The sequence below is a fragment of the Denitraticella aggregata genome, from assembly GCF_048158365.1.
Classification (GTDB): Bacteria; Pseudomonadota; Gammaproteobacteria; order Burkholderiales; family Rhodocyclaceae; genus Azoarcus_F.
In genome coordinates, this window is record NZ_JBLLNL010000008.1 from 119,866 (window position 1) to 138,568 (window position 18,703).

General features: G+C 65.0%; 17 protein-coding genes. 12 read left to right on the forward strand and 5 right to left on the reverse strand.

Features of this window, described 5'->3' with window-relative positions:
* Positions 1 to 36: 36 nt before the first annotated feature.
* Together galE and ACKVEX_RS11420 are read left to right on the forward strand one after the other, a co-directional pair.
* Entirely contained in the window at positions 37 to 1,056 is a 1,020-nt protein-coding gene (gene galE, locus ACKVEX_RS11415; protein WP_473215850.1) for a UDP-glucose 4-epimerase GalE, read from the forward strand.
* Positions 1,057 to 1,194: 138 nt separating this feature from the next.
* Positions 1,195 to 1,578 carry a DUF2237 family protein gene (locus ACKVEX_RS11420; protein ID WP_473215851.1) on the forward strand — a complete coding sequence of 128 codons (384 nt, stop codon included), beginning with the start codon at positions 1,195 to 1,197 and terminating at the stop codon, positions 1,576 to 1,578.
* 63 nt (positions 1,579 to 1,641) lie between these two features.
* On the opposite strand, the gene uvrA is transcribed toward ACKVEX_RS11420, so the two are convergent.
* Positions 1,642 to 4,512 carry an excinuclease ABC subunit UvrA gene (gene uvrA, locus ACKVEX_RS11425; protein WP_473215852.1) on the reverse strand — a complete coding sequence of 957 codons (2,871 nt, stop codon included), beginning with the start codon at positions 4,510 to 4,512 and terminating at the stop codon, positions 1,642 to 1,644.
* 146 nt (positions 4,513 to 4,658) lie between these two features.
* On the opposite strand from uvrA, the gene ACKVEX_RS11430 reads away from it, so the two are divergent.
* Together ACKVEX_RS11430 and ssb are read left to right on the forward strand one after the other, a co-directional pair.
* Positions 4,659 to 5,840, forward strand: a complete 1,182-nt coding sequence (locus ACKVEX_RS11430) for an MFS transporter (RefSeq protein WP_473215853.1) — start codon at positions 4,659 to 4,661, stop codon at positions 5,838 to 5,840.
* A 73-nt stretch (positions 5,841 to 5,913) separates the two neighbouring features.
* Entirely contained in the window at positions 5,914 to 6,408 is a 495-nt protein-coding gene (ssb, locus tag ACKVEX_RS11435) for a single-stranded DNA-binding protein (RefSeq protein WP_473215854.1), read from the forward strand.
* 62 nt (positions 6,409 to 6,470) lie between these two features.
* Here the strand turns inward: ssb and ACKVEX_RS11440 are convergent, their stop codons facing one another.
* Complete coding sequence (locus ACKVEX_RS11440; RefSeq protein ID WP_473215855.1) at positions 6,471 to 7,622, reverse strand: MalY/PatB family protein; 1,152 nt, start codon at positions 7,620 to 7,622, stop codon at positions 6,471 to 6,473.
* A gap of 89 nt (positions 7,623 to 7,711) precedes the next feature.
* Here ACKVEX_RS11440 and ACKVEX_RS11445 point away from each other — a divergent pair, with 89 nt between their 5' ends.
* Positions 7,712 to 8,671, forward strand: a complete 960-nt coding sequence (locus ACKVEX_RS11445; protein ID WP_473215856.1) for an MBL fold metallo-hydrolase — start codon at positions 7,712 to 7,714, stop codon at positions 8,669 to 8,671.
* 47 nt (positions 8,672 to 8,718) lie between these two features.
* Here ACKVEX_RS11445 and ACKVEX_RS11450 read toward each other — a convergent pair whose 3' ends face one another.
* Positions 8,719 to 9,330 carry a tetratricopeptide repeat protein gene (locus ACKVEX_RS11450; protein ID WP_473215857.1) on the reverse strand — a complete coding sequence of 204 codons (612 nt, stop codon included), beginning with the start codon at positions 9,328 to 9,330 and terminating at the stop codon, positions 8,719 to 8,721.
* Between the two features lie 160 nt (positions 9,331 to 9,490).
* Between ACKVEX_RS11450 and ACKVEX_RS11455 the strand changes: the two genes are divergently transcribed.
* The 5 genes from ACKVEX_RS11455 to ACKVEX_RS11475 all read left to right on the forward strand — a co-directional run bounded on the left by ACKVEX_RS11455 (position 9,491) and on the right by ACKVEX_RS11475 (position 15,305).
* On the forward strand, positions 9,491 to 10,297 hold the full coding sequence (locus ACKVEX_RS11455; RefSeq protein WP_473215858.1) for a tRNA threonylcarbamoyladenosine dehydratase: 807 nt from the start codon (positions 9,491 to 9,493) through the stop codon (positions 10,295 to 10,297).
* Between the two features lie 4 nt (positions 10,298 to 10,301).
* A complete protein-coding gene (locus ACKVEX_RS11460; protein WP_473215859.1) occupies positions 10,302 to 10,679 on the forward strand; it encodes a sirohydrochlorin chelatase in 378 nt (125 codons plus the stop codon).
* A 67-nt stretch (positions 10,680 to 10,746) separates the two neighbouring features.
* Positions 10,747 to 11,796, forward strand: coding sequence for an efflux RND transporter periplasmic adaptor subunit (locus ACKVEX_RS11465; protein WP_473215860.1), 1,050 nt, complete (start codon positions 10,747 to 10,749; stop codon positions 11,794 to 11,796).
* A 12-nt stretch (positions 11,797 to 11,808) separates the two neighbouring features.
* The gene (locus ACKVEX_RS11470; RefSeq protein ID WP_473215861.1) at positions 11,809 to 15,093 is read left to right on the forward strand and encodes an efflux RND transporter permease subunit; all 3,285 of its coding nucleotides are present in this window, start codon (positions 11,809 to 11,811) and stop codon (positions 15,091 to 15,093) included.
* Complete coding sequence (locus tag ACKVEX_RS11475; RefSeq protein WP_473215862.1) at positions 15,090 to 15,305, forward strand: YgaP family membrane protein; 216 nt, start codon at positions 15,090 to 15,092, stop codon at positions 15,303 to 15,305. The genes ACKVEX_RS11470 and ACKVEX_RS11475 overlap by 4 nt, the downstream gene beginning before the upstream one ends.
* Positions 15,306 to 15,345: 40 nt before the next feature.
* Here ACKVEX_RS11475 and ACKVEX_RS11480 read toward each other — a convergent pair whose 3' ends face one another.
* Together ACKVEX_RS11480 and ybiB are read right to left on the reverse strand one after the other, a co-directional pair.
* The gene (locus tag ACKVEX_RS11480; protein ID WP_473215863.1) at positions 15,346 to 15,858 is read right to left on the reverse strand and encodes a disulfide bond formation protein B; all 513 of its coding nucleotides are present in this window, start codon (positions 15,856 to 15,858) and stop codon (positions 15,346 to 15,348) included.
* Between the two features lie 97 nt (positions 15,859 to 15,955).
* Entirely contained in the window at positions 15,956 to 16,876 is a 921-nt protein-coding gene (gene ybiB / locus ACKVEX_RS11485) for a DNA-binding protein YbiB (RefSeq protein WP_473215864.1), read from the reverse strand.
* A 51-nt stretch (positions 16,877 to 16,927) separates the two neighbouring features.
* Here ybiB and ACKVEX_RS11490 point away from each other — a divergent pair, with 51 nt between their 5' ends.
* Both ACKVEX_RS11490 and ACKVEX_RS11495 read left to right on the forward strand, forming a co-directional pair.
* Positions 16,928 to 17,806, forward strand: coding sequence for a 2-hydroxy-3-oxopropionate reductase (locus ACKVEX_RS11490; RefSeq protein WP_473215865.1), 879 nt, complete (start codon positions 16,928 to 16,930; stop codon positions 17,804 to 17,806).
* 3 nt (positions 17,807 to 17,809) lie between these two features.
* Positions 17,810 to 18,697 (forward strand): NAD(P)-dependent oxidoreductase, encoded by an 888-nt coding sequence (locus tag ACKVEX_RS11495; RefSeq protein WP_473215866.1) that lies wholly within the window; start codon positions 17,810 to 17,812, stop codon positions 18,695 to 18,697.
* Positions 18,698 to 18,703 lie beyond the last annotated feature (6 nt).

Genomic DNA, 18,703 nt, shown 5'->3' on the forward strand with positions numbered 1-18,703 from the left:
TGGGCTGAAGCGGGATTCATATCAACGGGGTTGGAGATGGCGCGCGTCCTGGTGACCGGGGGAGCCGGCTACATCGGCTCACACACGTGTCTGGTGTTGCTGGAGGCGGGGCACGATGTGGTGGTCGTCGATAACCTGTGCAACGGCAAGCGCGAGGCACTGTCACGGGTCGAAGGGCTCTGCGGGCGGCGCCTCGAGGGTTTCCATGCGATCGATGTGCGTGACAGGGTCGCACTGCGCCGGGTGTTCGCGCAGCACGGTCTCGATGCGGTCATCCATTTCGCTGCGCTCAAGGCGGTCGGCGAATCCGTCGCGCAGCCGCTCAGGTATTACGACAACAATATCGGCGGTACTGTCGCGCTCGCCGAAGTCATGGCCGAAGCAGGTGTCAAGCACCTGGTTTTCAGCTCTTCGGCGACCGTGTATGGCGATCCGGCCAGCGTGCCGATCGACGAGGGTTTTCCGACTTCCGCGACGAATCCCTACGGCTGGTCCAAATGGATGATGGAGCGCATTCTGAGCGACGTGTCTGCTGCGGATCCGGCCTGGCGAATCGTGCTGTTGCGCTACTTCAACCCGGTCGGTGCCCATCCGAGCGGCCAGATCGGTGAGGATCCGCATGGTTTGCCGAACAATCTGATGCCCTTCGTCAGCCAGGTTGCGGTCGGGCGGCTCGGCGAACTGCAGGTCTTCGGGGATGATTACGCGACGCCCGACGGAACCGGGGTGCGCGACTACATCCATGTCATGGATCTGGCGATCGGGCATTTGCGGGCACTCGAGCGCATCGAATCCCTCCCGTCCCCGATGTGCATCAACCTCGGCACCGGAAGGGGGTACAGCGTGCTGGAAGTCGTGCAAGCGTTCGAGCATGCCTCCGGACGACGCGTGCCCTATCGGGTGGTGGCGAGGCGGCCGGGCGATGTCGCCGAGTGTTGGGCGAATCCGGCGCTGGCCGAACGTGTGCTGGGCTGGAAGGCGCAATGGGGGATCGACGAGATGTGTCGGGATGCATGGAGATGGCAGTCTTCAAACCCGGACGGGTATCCTGACTGAGCGCGTCGGCGGTCCGGGGTGTGCACCCGCCGCTGGGGGTGAACATGAGCGGGGCGCGGAGGGCGTGCGGTGCAGAAGCGACTGAATTCCGGTCCGTCAGCGCCGGGATAGGGCAGGAGCACACAGGAGAGGGACGAAGTGAGCGATACGCGTACTCAGGAACAATTGAACGTGCTTGGCGGACCATTGCTGGCATGCAGCTATTCACCACTGACGGGTTTCTTCCGCACCGGTTGCTGCGACACATCGGCGGAGGACCTGGGCCGACATGTGATCTGCGTGAAGGTGACCGAGGCCTTTCTGGATTTCTCGCGCGAGCGTGGCAACGATCTGAGCACGCCGAGGCCCGAGTATCGCTTCTCAGGCCTCAAACCGGGTGATCGTTGGTGCCTGTGTGCGTTGAGATGGCGGGAGGCTCTCGAGGCGGGTGTTGCGCCGGACGTGGTGCTCGCGGCAACCCACCGGTCAGCGCTGGAAGTGGTGAGCCTTGAGACGTTGCGCGCGCATGCGCTCGACGCGTGAATGAGGACCGGCGAGTCGCCAGCCGTGCTGCGGTGGTGATGAATCGATGCAAGCGTTCGGCGCTCAGTGCCCGATGCCGATGGCTTGCCGGGTGGCGAGGGCGGTCGGTCCGTCCATGCCGAGGCTGCGACGAAGGTAACGCCCGGTGTGGCTCAGGGGTTCCTCCGCGACCTGTTCGGGTGTGCCGCTGCACACGACCCTGCCGCCCCTGCCACCGCCCTCCGGACCCAGGTCCACGAGCCAGTCAGCCGTCTTGATCACGTCGAGATTGTGCTCGATGATTACGATCGTATTGCCCTGGTCGCGCAGGCGCTGAAGCACGCCGAGCAGCAGCGAGATGTCGTGGAAGTGCAGGCCGGTAGTTGGTTCGTCCAGGATGTACAGGGTTCGCCCGGTGTCGCGCTTGGACAGTTCGAGTGCAAGCTTGACACGCTGGGCTTCACCTCCGGACAGGGTCGTGGCGCTCTGTCCGAGCCGGATATAGCCCAGGCCGACATCGATCAGCGTCTCGAGCTTGCGGGCGATGGGCGGGACCGCCTCGAAGAAGCCGTGCGCGTGTTCGACCGTCATCTCCAGTACTTCGAAGATGTTCCGGCCCTTGTAGCGGATCTCCAGAGTCTCGCGATTGTAGCGCTTGCCATGACAGACATCGCAGGGGACGTACATGTCGGGCAGAAAGTGCATCTCCACCTTGATCATGCCGTCGCCCTGGCATGCCTCGCAGCGCCCCCCTTTCACATTGAAAGAGAAGCGACCGGGTCCGTAGCCGCGTGACCGGGCCTCCGGTACGCCGGTGAACAGATCGCGTATTGGCGTGAACAGGCCGGTGTAGGTTGCCGGGTTCGAACGGGGCGTCCGTCCGATCGGCGACTGGTCGACGCTGATCACCTTGTCGAGAAAGTCCAGGCCGCTGATACTCCGGTATGGCGCCGGCTCCAGATTGGAACGATACATGTGTCTGGCTGCAAGCGCATAGAGGGTGTCGTTGATCAGCGTTGACTTGCCTGAACCGGACACGCCGGTGATACAGGTAAGCAGGCCGCAGGGCAATGCGAGCTCGACGTCCTTGAGGTTGTTGCCGCTGCATCCGGACAGTCTGAGCATGCGAGACATGTCAGGTGGTTTGCGCGCCTTCGGGGTTGCGATCACCTGGCGTCCCGACAAATAGGCGCCGGTCAGCGAGCGCGCGCTGGCGATGACCTCGTCGGGCGTGCCGCTGACGACGATCTCGCCGCCATGTTCGCCGGCGCCGGGGCCCATGTCCACGACGTGGTCGGCCGATCGGATCGCATCCTCGTCATGCTCGACCACGATCACCGTATTGCCCATATCCCTGAGTTGGCGAAGCGTTGCGAGCAGACGGTCGTTATCGCGCTGATGCAGACCGATCGAAGGTTCATCGAGCACGTACATGACGCCGGTGAGGCCGGAGCCGATCTGGCTCGCGAGCCGGATGCGCTGGGCTTCGCCGCCGGAAAGCGTGTCGGCAGAGCGGTCGAGCGACAGGTAATCGAGGCCGACATTGATCAGAAAGCTGAGCCGGTTGGAGATCTCACGGACGATCTTGTCGGCGATCAACGCCCTGTGTCCGGTCAGCACCATGTCGTCGAAGAACGCCTTGCACTCGCCGAGCGGCATGTGGCTGATCCGATGCAGGGGTTCGCCGCCGATCAGCACGTTTCGGGCTTCGCTGCGCAGGCGCGTGCCATCGCAGGTCGGGCACGCCTGATGCGCACGCAACTTGGAGAGCTCGTCGCGCACAGCCACCGAGTCGGTTTCACGAAACCGGCGTTCCAGATTCGGGATGATGCCTTCGAACACATGTTCCTTGAGCACCATGCGACCGTTGTCGGCCAGATAGCGGAAGGCGATCCTGTCGCGCCCCGATCCATGCAGGACCACGTCGCGTGTCGCCGGGGCGAGTTCGGCGAATGGGGTGTCGATATCGAAGCCATAGTGGGCAGCCAGGCCGGCAAGCATCTGAAAATAGAATTGGTTGCGTCGATCCCAGCCCCTGATCGCGCCGGCGGCAAGCGACAGCTCCGGATGCCCGACCACGCGCGCAGGGTCGAAGAACTCGACCTGTCCGAGGCCGTCGCAGTCCGGACAGGCGCCGGCCGGGTTGTTGAACGAGAACAGGCGTGGCTCGAGTTCGGCCAGTGCGTAACTGCACACAGGACACGCGAAGCGGGCGGAGAACAGGTGCTCGGTGCCGGTGTCCATCTCCACCGCGACGGCACGTCCGTCGGAATGAAGGAGTGCGGTCTCGAAGGATTCGGAGATGCGGCCCCGCTGATCGGGACGGATCCTGAGCCGGTCGATGACGATCTCGACCGTGTGACGTTTCCCCTTCACCAGCGCCGGCAGTGCATCGATCTCGAAGACCTGACCATCGACCCGCACCCGCACGAAACCCTGCGCCCTCAACTCGGCGAACAAGTCCTGCTGTTCGCCCTTGCGGCCTGCCACCACCGGCGCGAGGATCATCAGGCGGGTGTCGTCCTGCAAGGCAAGAACGTGGTCGACCATCTGCGAAATCGTTTGTGCCTGCAGTGGCTGGTCGGGATGGTCCGGGCAGTGGGGCGTACCGGCACGCGCGTAGAGCAGGCGCAGGTAGTCGTGGATTTCGGTCACCGTGCCGACGGTCGAACGCGGGTTGTGGCTGGTGGCCTTCTGTTGGATCGAGATCGCCGGCGAAAGTCCCTCTATCAGATCGACGTCGGGCTTTTCCATCAACTGCAGGAACTGGCGTGCATAGGCGGAAAGCGATTCGACATAGCGTCGCTGACCTTCGGCATAGAGCGTGTCGAAAGCGAGCGAGGACTTGCCCGAACCGGAAAGGCCGGTGATGACGGTCAGCCTGTTGCGCGGCAGATCCAGGCTGATGTTCCGGAGGTTGTGCGTTCGCGCGCCGCGAATGCGGATCTCGTCCATGAGGGGTGCGTGCCTTGGGTAACGCATCACTATACGAGAGAATTCGGCGCCGGACCAAACCGATTGGGTCGGCGGAAACGCGGGCTGTTAGAATCGCTGCTTTGATTCGACGGTCCGACACGATGTCACATCCGACGCATGACTCGATGACCCCTGCAGAGCGGCGTGCAGGCGTGAGCCTGGCCGCGATCTTCGGGCTGCGCATGCTCGGTCTGTTCCTGATCCTTCCGGTCTTTGCCGTCCATGCGCACACGATCCCGGGCGGAGACGATCTGACGCTGGTCGGCATCGCGATCGGTGCATATGGACTGACGCAGGCTTTCCTGCAGATCGCCTTCGGTGCCGCATCCGACCGATTCGGGCGCAAGCCGGTCATCGTCGCGGGCCTGCTGATCTTCCTGCTCGGCAGCGTCGTGGCGGCGCTGGCGGATCATATCCACATGGTCATCGCGGGTCGCGTGCTGCAGGGCGCGGGGGCGATCTCGGCGGCGGTGACCGCGCTTGCGGCGGATCTCACGCGTGACCAGCATCGCACCAAGATCATGGCGATGATAGGGGCGAGTATCGGCCTCGTGTTCGCGTTCTCGATGGTCGCTGCGCCGCTGCTGTATGCGTTGATCGGCATGGCCGGCATCTTCTGGCTGACCGCGGCGCTGGCAGCCGGTGCCATCTATGTAGTTTTGCGGGTCGTGCCGGATGCCCCGCCGGTGCCACGCGCGACGGGGGGGCGCTTCATCGACGTGTTGCGGGATGCGCAACTGATGCGGCTCAATTTTGGCGTCTTCGCGCTGCACCTGATCCAGACGACGATGTGGGTGCTGGTCCCCGCAGCGCTGGTGGCCGCTGGCGGGCTGCCGATGGTGGAGCACTGGAAGGTCTATCTGCCGGCGGTGCTGTTGTCGTTCGCAGTGATGGTTCCGGCAATCATCATCGCCGAAAAGCACGGCCGCATGAAATTCGTCTTCAATGCCGCTATCATATTGTTGGTGTTCGTTCAGTTGGGCTTGCTGATGTTCGGCCACAGCCTGGTGGGACTTGCACTGTCGCTGACCTTGTTCTTCGTCGCCTTCAACGTGCTCGAGGCCACCCAGCCGTCCTGGATCTCGAAAATCGCGCCGGCCGCGAACAAGGGTACGGCGCTCGGTGTGTACAATACGCTGCAGTCGATCGGGTTGTTCGTAGGGGGCATGCTGGGCGGACTGATCGCGCAGCACTACGGCTCGCAGGCGGTCAATCTGTTCTGTGCCGTGATTGCATTGGTGTGGCTGGGTCTGGCGGCAACGATGACGCCGCCGCCGCGCCGGGTCGAAGCGGCGCCGCAGTCTTAGAGAAGGTTCGGCCTGCCCTGCCTGGTCATGGCCTTCATGCCGTCGGTGACAGATACCAGTAGAGGAGAGTGGGATGGCATCCCTGAACAAAGTGATTCTGATCGGTAACCTCGGTGCCGATCCTGAAACCCGTTACGCCCCTTCGGGCGACGCGATCTGCAATCTTCGGATCGCAACCACGGAGACCTGGAAGGACAAGAGTTCGGGCGAGCGCCGCGAGGCAACCGAGTGGCACCGGGTGGTGTTCTTCGGCCGCCTGGCCGAAATTGCGGCCCAGTACCTGCGCAAGGGCAGTCAGATCTATGTCGAGGGTCGCCTGCAGACGCGGAAGTGGCAGGACAAGGAGGGGCAGGATCGGTACACGACCGAGATTCGTGGCGACGAGATGAAGATGCTCGGCAGTCGCCAGGGCATGGGTGGCGATGCGCCGGCCCCACGCCAGGAGGCTTCGGGCCATGCATCGGCCCCGCGCCCGTCCCGGCCGGCCCCGCAGCCCTCTGAAACACCTTCCAAGACGTCGTCGCAGGGCGGTGGTTTCGGCGATTTCGACGACGACATCCCGTTCTGACGGCAACGTGCTGGAATGACCCGGAGCGATCGTCGCGCCCGCTCCGGTGCGTCGATGCCGGTTCAGCGCATGCGCAGCGCGGTCTGCATCCTGGCCAGCGCCTCATCAAGCGTCGTCTGGGTGCAGCCGAAGTTCAGTCGGACGAAGTCCGGCATGCCGAAGGCCTTGCCGTCCGACAGACCGACCCCGGCCGTTTCGAAGAAACCGACCGGATCTTCCAGTCCGCTCGGCCGACAGTCGATCCACGCGAGGTAGGTGGCCTCCGGACGCGTGGCGCGCAGGCCCGGCATGTTCGCGACGGCCTCCATGACCTGGTTCCGGTTCTTTCTGAGGTAGGCGAGCAAGGCCTGCCGCCATGGATTGCCGTCGCGGTAGGCAGCCTCGGCCCCGACCATGCCGAGCAGGTTCGGGTGCGGAATCAGGCCGCGCATCGCGCTCCGGTAGCGCTTTCGCAAGGCTGCGTCGGGAATGATCGCAAAGGCACAGTACAACCCGGGTATGTTCCAGGTCTTGGACGGCGCCATGACGGTGATCGTGCGGCGGGCCACCGATTCGTCCAGTGTCGCGATCGGCACATGAGGCCGCTCGGGGTCGAGCGTCAGTCCGCAGTGAATCTCATCCGAGCAGATGATCAGGTCATTGCGCTCGGCCAGATCGGCGAGCCACCCCAGTTCTTCGCGGTCGAACACCCGCCCGGTCGGATTGTGTGGATTGCACAGCAGAAGCAGGCGCGTTCGCGACGTGATGGCGGCGTGCGTGGCGTCGCGGTTCCACAGCCAGCGTCCGTCATGGTCTTCGATCAGCGGGCGAGTGATCAGACTTCGGCCGTTGTTGGCGGGAGCGGTCAGGAACGGCGGGTAGACCGGCGTGGAGGTGAAGACTTCGTCGCCCTCGTGACCCGCGATGCGACAGGCCAGGTTGAAGCCGGTCACCACACCGGGCAGCCACACCAGCCAGTCGGCCTGAATCGTCCAGTCGTGATCGCGTGCGATGCCGTCGATGACCGCGTCGACGAGACTCGGCCACGCATCGGTGTAGCCGAGCACGCCGTGTTCGATGCGCCGTTTCAGTGCGGCGAGTACCGGCGCAGGGGCTGCGAAATCCATGTCCGCAACCCACAGCGGCAGGATGTCGGTGCCTGCGTAGCGGCCCCACTTTTCGCCGGGAAGGGAACGACGGTCGATCGGGGTGTCAAAGTCGAAGGCGGGAGTCATGCTGGGGTCCTGTTTTGGCGGATTCGTTCGGATCAGGCACAAGCATATACAATTGACGAAAATTACTCTCGTAAGAGGAGGGGACGACAGTGCAGTACGTGACCGCGCATCCGGATGGGATTCTTGCAGTCGATTCCGGGTATTGCCGGGACGGCCTGGCCGCCATCCATCTGATCATTCACCAGGGGCAGGCGGCAGTCGTGGATACCGGCACCAATGCATCGGTGCCAAGAGTACTGTCCGCGCTTGCTGCGGCCGGGGTTGCGCCGGAGAACGTCGCCTGGGTCATGTTGACCCACATTCACCTGGACCATGCCGGTGGAGCAGGAAGCCTGATGTGCGCGTTACCCAACGCAAACCTGCTCGTGCATCCGCGCGGCGTCCGCCACATGGTCGACCCGAGTCGCCTGTGGGACGCGACCGCGGCGGTCTATGGGGCCGAACAGACCTTCGCGATGTATGGTCGGCTCGCGCCTGTCGCCAAAGACCGCATCGTCGCCGCGATCGACGGTCTGGAGGTGTCGATGGGCGATCGCCGTTTCCGCGTGATCGACGCGCCGGGTCATGCGCGCCACCACATCTGCATCTGGGACGAGACCGCCCGTGCATGCTTCACCGGGGACACCTTCGGGCTGTCCTACCGAGAACTGGACGTGAATGGTCGTGCCTTCGTCTTTCCGACCACGACGCCGAGCCAGTTCGACCCGGGCGCGATGCATGCGTCGATCGACAGGATGCTGTCTTTCGGTCCGAATGCGATGTATCTGACCCATTACAGCCGGGTGACCGACGTCGAGCGACTGGCGGCCGATCTGCACCGGCTGATCGACACGGCCGTCGCGGTCGCGCGTGCCGCACGCGGTGAGGGCGTCGCCCGGCATGTTGAGATCCTGGCGGGACTGGAACAGATCGTGCGTGAGGAGGCGGAGCGTCAGGGCTGGACGCTGCCGGAGGAGCAGATTTTCGACGTCCTGCGCATGGACCTCGAACTCAACGCCCAGGGTCTGGGCGTATGGCTGGACGAATCACGCATGATCGAGGCGGCTTGAATCGACGCGCAGTGGACCAAGCACGCCTTCGACGCATCCGCCAGCGGTCAGTCGTTTCGATCGAGCATCGCGCGCTCGGCCCAGCGCGCAGCCTTTTCCGGGTCCGCGGCGACAACGTGGCCGGCAGCATAGATATGCGCCAGCGCGCGCTTCGCGTCGGCCCGGCCGGAAACGGCCGCCGCATGCAACCAGCGAATTGCCCGATGAGGGTTGGCTGTGATGCCGGTGCCATGGAGTTGAAGCATCGCGAGCCGAAACTGGGCGTCAGCATGGCCCTGCTCGGCGGCGCGACGATACCACTCGGCCGCGACAGCGTGGGATTGGCGCACGCCGAGTCCTTCGTCATAAAGGCGTGCGAATTCGAATTGCGCCTGTGGCAAACCCGCCTCGGCCGACCGGCGCAACCACCGCCAGGCGGCGTTCGGTTCCTGCGACGGGGCGTCGCCGTTCATCAGCAGCATCGCATACTGGTATTGCGCCAGACGGTTGCCGGCACGGGCGGCGCGCGCGAACATTATCGTGGCGTCTGCGTACCGGCCGGCTTCGAGCGCGCGCAGGCCCTGTTCGGTGTTCATGGCGGCCGAACCGATCGCATGAGTGTTTGCCGCAAAACTGGCCAACAGCATCGCGATCAACGCCAGGCGAAGCAGATTGAGCATGTCCCACCTCCTGAGGCCTTCTCCGGCCCGATGAACATTTACCAGCGTGCCGGGTCCGTGAGTTCGGCCGAGCATCACTTGATTGCACGGATTGGAGTCTATTCGCTGCAGCGAGTTCGCAGCCTCCCTACCCACTGACCGAAGACGTATCGATTCCTTCATGACAGAAACAGATTCATCCGGTCCGGCAGACGTCGATGCCGAGCGTCGATTTGGCGGAATCGTCCGCCTGTATGGCGTGCAGGCTGCGGCCCGCCTGTGGCGCGCGCATGCGTGCGTGGTCGGTATCGGCGGTGTGGGTTCATGGGCGGCGGAGGCGCTCGCGCGCAGCGGGGTGGGCCGCCTGACGCTGATCGATCTCGATCACATCGCTGAATCGAACATCAACCGGCAGATCCACGCGCTGGACATGACGCTCGGGCAGGCCAAGGTCGAAGCGATGCGCGCTCGCATCGGGGGAATCAGTCCGCTCGCGCAGGTGGAGACCGTCGACGATTTCGTTACGGGCGACAACGCGGTCGAATTGCTGCAGGGATTCGATGTGGTGATTGATGCGATCGATCAGGTCAGCGCGAAGCTGGCGATCGTGCTGGCCTGCCGTGCGGCGCGCATTGCGCTGGTGGTGGCTGGCGGGGCGGGCGGAAAGACCGACCCCGGCCGTATCCGGGTATCGGACCTGTCGCGGACCGAGCAGGATCCGCTCCTGGCCAAGTTGCGCAAGCGGCTGCGTGCCGAGCATGGTTTTCCGCGCAACCCGAAGCGAAGCTTCGGTATTCCTGCGATCTACTCGGACGAGCCGCTGCGCTATCCGGAACTGAACGCCTCGTGCGAGGTTCCGACCGATCTGCAGGGGCTGGCCTGCGCCGGTTATGGATCCAGCGTCGTAGTGACCGCGAGTTTCGGTCTGTTCGCAGCGTCTCGGGCAATCGAGATCCTATTGTCGCGCGATGCGCGAGTTTCGGAGTGAAGACATGAGCGAGAGAAAGGCGGTGGTATTGTTCGGGCACGGCGCCCGGGACCCGGATTGGGCGCGGCCGATGCGCCGCGCGCGTGAAATGGTACAGGGAGGCTCGCCTGCACTGCAGGTCGAGCTTGCATTCCTGGAGTTCATGACGCCGACGCTGCCGGAGGCGATCGATGCGCTCGTCGCCGACGGTGCGACCCGAATCACGGTCGTGCCGATGTTTCTCGCTCAGGGGGGGCATCTGAAGAAGGATGTTCCGCTGCTGGTCGAAGCGGCGCAGGCTCGACATCCGGGCTGTCGGATCAGGCAGGCATTGGCGGTGGGTGAGGTCGATGACGTGATCGCAGCGATGGCGGCGCATGCCGCCCGCTCTGCCGACGGATGACGCGCGAGCACACCTGAGCCGTCGGATGCAGTTTGACTGCTGCGTATATTAGAGTATTATTATACTCATGAGAGTCAATTCAATACTGAGTTCTGCGGTGTTCGCGTCCGCTCTTGCCTCGAGTGCGCTGACATGGGCCGATCTTCCCACTGTTCGGGTCGAGTCGCGGCAGGGCGGGGCGACCCATGTGGCCGAGGCGAGCATCGAAGCGGTCAATCAGGTCACCGTTTCCGCGCAGATGGCCGGGCGGGTCGTCGAGTTGCGCGTGGATGCGGGCGACGCGGTCCTTGCGGGCGAGCGCCTGTTGCGGATCGATGCGTCGGAGGCTTCACAGGCGGTCGTCGGTGCCGAGGCGGTGGTGGCGCAGGCGCGGGCGGGACTCGCAAACGCGCGGGCCGAGTATGAGCGGGCACGCGCGCTGGCCGAGCGAGGTTTCATCAGCGAGTCCGTGGTCGACCAGACCAGAACCGCGTTCGAGGCAGCCCAGGCGCAACTGCGATCGGCACAGGCAGGGCGCAGCCAGTCCGAGGTGGTCCTCGGCTACGCGGATGTCGCGTCCCCGCTGACCGGCATCGTCTCCGAGCGGCATGTGGAACCGGGTGAGATGGCGCAACCCGGCACGCGGCTGTTGACCATCTTCGATCCGACGGCGATGCGTGCCGTGGTCGACGTGCCGCAGAGCCGTCTTGCCGGCATCGAACCCGGTTCGGTGATTGCCAGTGTCGAACTGCCCGACAGCGGGCGACGTGTGGAGGCGACGCGGGTCACGGTGATGCCGGCGGCCGACGCACGTACCTACACGCTGCGGCTCCGGATCGACCTGCCGGCCGATCTCGACCGTGTGATGCCGGGTGCGTTCGCACGGGTCTATTTCACCGTGGGCGACGCGACCCGCATCGTCGTTCCTGCGTCCTCGATCCTGCGTCGCAGCGAGGTCACCGGCGTCTACGTAGTGGATCCGCGAACCGGGTTCAGCCTGCGCCAGATCCGCCTCGGGGAGCCGGTCGGGGACGGCATGGTCGAGGTGCTGTCCGGACTGAATGGCAGCGAGGAGATTGCGCTCGATCCGATCCAGGCGGGCATCGTCGCGCGTGCGGCGCGTGCGGCCGGTCGCTGAGCGGGCATCGCCATGGAATCCGGTCTCGGGCTGTCCGGTCGCATCGCGGCCATCTTTCAACGCAACGCGCTGACGCCGCTGCTTGCGCTGATCCTGCTGCTGCTCGGCATCTTCGCCACGCTGATCACCCCCAAGGAAGAAGAGCCGCAGATCGACGTGACGATGGCCAATGTGCTGGTTCCGTTTCCCGGTGCGTCGGCCCGGGATGTCGAGGCACTGGTCGCACGGCCGGCCGAACAGGTTCTGTCACGCATCGCAGGGATCGAGCATGTCTACTCGGTGTCACGCCCGGGTATGGCGGTGATCACGGTCCAGTTCGAAGTCGGCGTGCCAAACCAGGACGCGCTGGTCAAGCTGTACGACACGATTCATTCCCACAGCGACTGGCTCAGCCCACAACTGGGCGTCGGTGAGCCGATCATCAAGCCCAAGGGCATCGACGACGTGCCGATCGTCAGTCTCACTTTCTGGACGGCCGATCCGGAGCGGGCCGCTTTCGAGATGCAGCAGGTGTCGCGTGCGGTGGAACTCGAACTGAAGCGGCTGCCCGGTACCCGCGACGTGGTCACGATCGGCGGTCCCGGGCATGTGGTGCGCGTGCTGATGGATACCGAGCGGATGAATGCGTACGGTGTCACCGCGCAGGACATCCGCGCGGCGCTGCAACTTTCCAACGCGTCGCAACCGGCTGGAACGCTGACCGCGGGTAATCGCGAGGTGCTGGTGCGAACGGGTACCTATCTCGAATCCGCCGAGGACGTTCGCAGCCTGGTGGTCGGCATGGTCGAGGCGCGCCCGGTGTTCATGCGCGATGTGGCGGTCGTCGAGGACGGGCCGGATCAGCCGAACAACAACGTGTGGTTCGGCACCGGTGTGGCCGCTGCGCAGACCGGCATCGCCGAGCGGGGTGTCTTCCCCGCGGTCACGCTGTCGGTATCGAAGAAGCCCGGTGCGAATGCGGCCGACGTCGCGGATGCGGTGGTCGCCCGGGCGCGGGCGCTTCAGGATTCCATCATTCCGCACGGCGTGAACTTCACCGTCACGCGCAACTACGGAGAGACCGCCAACGACAAGGCGAACACGCTGATCGGTAAACTGGCGTTCGCGACTGGCGCGGTGGTGTTGCTGGTGTTCTTCGCGCTCGGTCGGCGCGAGGCGTTGATCGTCGGTGTCGCGGTGACGCTGACATTGGCGGCGACGCTGTTCGCGTCCTGGGCCTGGGGTTTCACACTGAACCGGGTCAGCCTGTTCGCGCTGATCTTCTCGATCGGCATCCTGGTCGATGACGCGATCGTGGTCGTCGAGAACATCCATCGCTGGAAGACGCTGGAGCCGGACACGCCGCTGTGGAAGCTGATTCCGAAGGCGGTCGACGAAGTCGGCAGCCCGACCATCCTTGCGACTTTCACCGTGATCGCGGCGCTGCTGCCGATGGCTTTCGTGACCGGGTTGATGGGTCCGTACATGAGCCCGATTCCGATCAACGCGTCCATGGGCATGGTCATCTCGCTCGCGATAGCGTTTGTCGTGACCCCATGGCTGGCGCTGAAGCTGATGACCGGAAAGCCGGCCCGCGGGCACGCCACCGTCGACGGCGCGCGAGCCGATGCCGGGCCGGAAGAGGATCGCATGACGCGGGCTCTGGATCGCTTCTTCCGCAGGCTGATGACGCCGATGATCGACCCGGTGAAGGGTGGCCGGGCGCGCCTGATACTGTGGCTGGCGGTGTTCGGTTTGATCGCAGTATCGGTTGCGCTACCGCTCGGTCAGTGGGTGGTGCTGAAGATGTTGCCCTTCGACAACAAGAGCGAGTTCCAGGTCGTGCTGGACATGCCGGTAGGGACGCCGATCGAGGACACCACCCGCGTGCTGCGCGAGATCGGTGCCGAACTGTCCGGCGTGGCGGAAGTCTCCGACTGGCAGGTCTATGCCGGCACCGCCAGTCCGATCAACTTCAACGGCCTGGTGCGTCAGTACTATCTGCGCAGCGCACCGGAGCACGGCGACATTCAGGTCAATCTGGTCGACAAGTCGGCGCGCGAGCGCAAGAGCCACGAGATCGCGGTATCGGTTCGCGATGCGGTCGCCGCCATCGCGCGCGCCAGCGGCGGCAATGCGAAGGTGGTCGAAGTGCCACCCGGTCCGCCAGTGCTGTCGCCGATCGTGGCCGAGGTCTATGGGCCCGACTACGACGGGCAGATCGAGGTCGCGCGGCGCGTGCGGGCCACCTTCGAGGCGACACCGGACATCGTCGGCGTCGATGACACCATCGACGAGGCGGCCCCCAAGTTCGTGCTGCGGGTCGATCAGGCCAAGGCCGCGCGCATGGGCGTCGCCCAGGCCGACATCGTCGAGGTGGTGCGGCTGGGCCTGTCCGGCGAGGATGTCACGCCGATCTTCGGGGGCGACAACAAGTACGAGATACCGGTGCGCATCCAGTTGCCCCCGGAGCGCAAATCGAGCGTCGACAACCTCCTCGCGATGAAGGTCCGCGCGAGCGACGGCGTGCTGGTTTCGGTGTCGGAACTGGTCGAGGTCGAGCAGCGGTTGCGTGAGCAGGTGATCTATCGTAAGGATCTGCTGCCCGTGGTCTACGTCACCGCCGACATGGGCGGACGCCTGGACTCGCCGCTGTACGGCATGTTCGACATCCGCTCGCGCCTGAGCGACCTGAAACTCGACGGGCCCGGCCTGCAGGGTGTGCTCGGCGAATGGTTCATCCGGCAACCGGTCGATCCGTTCGAGGGCTACAGTATCAAATGGGATGGCGAGTGGCAGGTCACCTATGAGACCTTCCGCGACATGGGGGTTGCCTATGCGGTCGGCCTGATCCTGATCTACCTGCTTGTGGTCGCCCAGTTCCGCAGCTATCTGGTGCCGCTGGTCATCATGGCACCGATCCCGCTGACCCTGATCGGCGTGATGCCCGGCCATGCGCTGTTCAACGCGCAGTTCACCGCGACGTCGATGATCGGCATGATCGCGCTGGCCGGCATCATCGTGCGCAACTCCATCCTGCTGGTGGACTTCGTGAACCAGCAGGTGCGCGAAGGCATGGAACTCGGCGAGGCGGTGATCCGTGCGGCGGCGGTGCGGGCCAAGCCGATCGGTCTGACCGCACTGGCGGCGATGATCGGCGCGATCTTCATTCTCGATGATCCGATCTTCAATGGTCTGGCGCTGAGTCTGATCTTCGGGGTGTTCGTGTCCACCGTGCTGACGCTGGTGGTGATTCCGGTCCTGTATTTCGCCGCGATGAAGAACCGCATCGCCCAACTCGAGGGAGAAGCAACATGAGTCTGACCATAAACCAGTTCGTCCGGATCTTCGCGGGTGCCTTCGTGCTCGTTTCGCTCGCGCTCGGCGTCGAGGCGTCTCCGCTGTTCGTCAGCAGGCACTTCCTGTGGTTCACCGCCTTCGTCGGTTTGAATCTGTTCCAGAGCGGTTTCACCCGCTTCTGTCCGCTCGAGAACATTCTGCGCAAGTTCGGTGTGCGCGACGGCGCCTGAGGAGGCCCGCTACACGCCGGAAAGGGCGGCGACGGCCGGCTCAGCCGCGCGCGGTCCGTCCGCCGGTCACGATCATGCCGAGCGCGAACAGGCCAACCGCGACGAAACACACCAGTGACCAGTTCGCGATCGTCAGGCCGAGAAAGGTCCAATCGATCGCGCCGCAGTCGCCGGTGCCGCGAAACATCATCGGCAGGGCTTCGGCCAGCCCGAAGCTCTCGACCAGGTACTCGAATCCCGGACCGCATTCGGCCAGATTCGGTGGTGAGCGCTGCAGGATGGACTGCTGGGTCGCGACCGTCCCGCCCGCGGCCGCCAGCAGCAACAGCACCCCGCCGTAGATGCGGTTGCCGAGGCGTCCGGGCGCATGGATACCGGCAATCAGGCCGACCAGCGCCACCAGCACGAATGCATAGCGCTGCATGATGCACATCGGACAGGGTTCGAGTCCGACCACGTGCTGCAGGTACAGACCGAAAGCGAGCAGGCCGGTGCAGGTGGCGAACAGCGCGAGGAACAGCAGGCGGGAAGGAAGTTCGAACGGATTCGTCATGGAGTGTCGGCGTACGTACAGAGTCGAATTGAAAGCATGTACATTCTAAGAGGAAACCATGCCGTTGACCGGGCCGGGCAGCCCGTTCGGTTTCGGGTCAGGCCGAGCGTGCCAGTTCGACCAGCGTCGCGACCTGGTCGAGCAGGGTCTGCGGAATCGCGACCTCGCCATCGAGCATCGCGCGGACCAGTGCGGCGTTGTCATCGATTCCGGGTACATCCGGCAGTCCGGCCAGCGGGGGGGCGCCGCCTTCCTCGGCGGTCCAGGCGATCCTCGCCGTGCCGCCCACGAAGACTTCCATCTGTGGTCGCCGGCGCGGATTGGCATAGGCCTCGCCTTCGGTGCCGCGCAGCAGCATCGCGCATGCTCCATCCGCGAGCAGAAAGTCGTGCATGCGCACGAGGTACTCGGGGTGAGTCACCGAAACCACGCGCACGCTGCGACCCGGACAGGGGTCGACAAGCTTGGCCATCGTGTGGGCGCTGCCGCGCACGCCGAACCGCGTCCGCAAGCCGAGCAGGTGATCCAGGCCGGGCAGCAGCGACGCGACTGTCACGCAGGCGATGTGCTTACGGGCGAGATCCGCCTCGGCTTCCATGACGCTGCCTGCCGGTGCGATGCCCAGTTCGGCGAGCAGCGTGAACGGGTTGCTGCGGGTGTCGAAGTCGTGGCGCCCCTGGATCAGCACCGGTACGCCTTGGCGGGCGAGCAACTGCGCCAGCAACGGCATCAGGTTGGCCTGCCGGCGTGCGCCGTTATAGGTCGGAATCACGACGCAGCGCGGACCTTCCGGGACCCGGAGCTGCACGCAACGGCGATCCATCGCGTGTTTGAAGCCGATCAGTTCCTCGAGCGATTCGCTCTTGATCCGCAGCGACAGGATGATCGCGCCGAGTTCCAGTTCCGGCACGGCACCGTCCAGCATCGCGCCGAACAGTGCTTCGGCCTGTCCGGCATCGATGCCGCGGGCACCCTTGGCGCCGCGGCCGATTTCCTTGATGATTGAGGCGTAGTTCATGCGCGCATTATCCTGGCAATCGTTGCCGGATACATAACGGAGTGACAGAAAATGGAAGTCGGATTTATCGGACTCGGTCTGATGGGACGCCCGATGGCGCTCAATCTCATTAAGGCGGGCCACAGGGTCAGCGTGTGGAGTCGGCGTCGTGAGTCGATGCAGCCCCTGATGGATGCGGGCGCGCAGGGATGCGGCAGCGCGGCCGACGTCGCTGCGCGCGTGGAGGTCGTGATCAGCATGGTGGCCGATGCGCCGGATGTCGAGCAGGTGGCGCTCGGGCCGGAGGGTGTCGCCGAAGGGGCGCGTCCGGGCCTGGTGTTCGTGGACATGAGCACGATCGCGCCGGCCGCGGCGCAGTCGATCGCATCGCGTTTGAACGACCGGGGTATCACGATGCTGGACGCGCCGGTGTCGGGCGGGGAGGTCGGCGCGATCAATGCAGGTCTGACCATCATGGTGGGGGGGGATGCGGCCGCATTTGAAAAGGTCAAACCGCTGTTCGAGGCCATGGGCAAGACGGTGTCGCTGATCGGCGGTGCCGGGGCGGGGCAGGTCGCCAAGGCCTGCAATCAGATCCTGACCGGGGTCGGTGTCGCTGCGGTGGCCGAGGCGCTCAATTTCGCGCGCAAGAGCGGCGTCGATGCGAGCAAGGTGCGCGAGGCCCTGCTGGGGGGTTTCGCGTACTCGCGGATTCTCGAGAACCATGGGCAGCGCATGCTGGATCGGAACTTCAAACCGGGGTTCAAGGCCTGGATGCACCAGAAGGATCTGCGCATCATCATGGAAGAGGCGCATCGCCTCGGTCTGGCGCTGCCGTCGTCGGCGGCGACGGCGCAGATGTTCAACGCGATGGTGGGCAGCGGCCTGGGCGAGGACGATTCGGTGGCGATGTTGAAGCTGCTCGAGCGCATGAGCGGGATGGAGGGCTGAACCATGCGTGTCGGATTCATCGGACTCGGCGCGATGGGACGGCCGATGGCCGAGCACTTGCTGCGCGGCGGTCATCGCGTCGCGGTATGGGCACGGCGTCGCGCCTCGGCGCAGTCGCTCGTGTCGACCGGCGCGGCGCTGTGCGGTTCGCCGGCCGAATTGGCGGCGACCAGCGACGTGGTCATCACCATCATCACGCTCGGGAGCGATGTGGAGTCGGTCGCGTTCGGTCCGGATGGATTGGCCTCCGGGTTCGTGCCGGGCAGCGTGCATGTGGACATGAGCACGATCTCCCCGGCGCTGGCACGCGCGCTTGCCGAACGCTATGCAGCGCAGGGCGTGGCCTGGCTGGATGCGCCGGTATCCGGCGGGGATGTCGCGGCACGGGATGCCGCGCTCGCGATCATGGCAGGCGGTGACGTAGAGACCCTCGAACGCGTCCGACCGCTGCTGTCATGCCTGGGCAAACGCATCGTCCATGTCGGGCCAGCCGGTGCCGGCCAGGTGGCCAAGGCGTGCAACCAGATGGTCATGGTGGCGACGATACAGGCCTGTGCCGAAGCGATGCATCTGGCCAATGCGCACCGCGTCGACCCCGCTGTGGTGCGCGCGGCGCTGATGGGCGGGTCGGCGGCCTCCCGGGTGCTCGAAGTGTTCGGTGGTCGCATGGTCGATCGCGATTTCGTTGCAGGCGTGCAGGCGCGCCTTCACCACAAGGATTTCGGCATCCTGCTCGACGAGGCGGTCCGGCTCGGCGCACCGTTGCCGGTCGCGGCACAGGTGGGGCAGCAGCTCAATGCGCTGATGGCGAGTGGCTGGGAGGCGGACGACAGCGCGAGCCTGCTGAAGGTGCTCGAACGGATACGGCCCGGTGTCACGCCGGTTGGGTGATCCAGG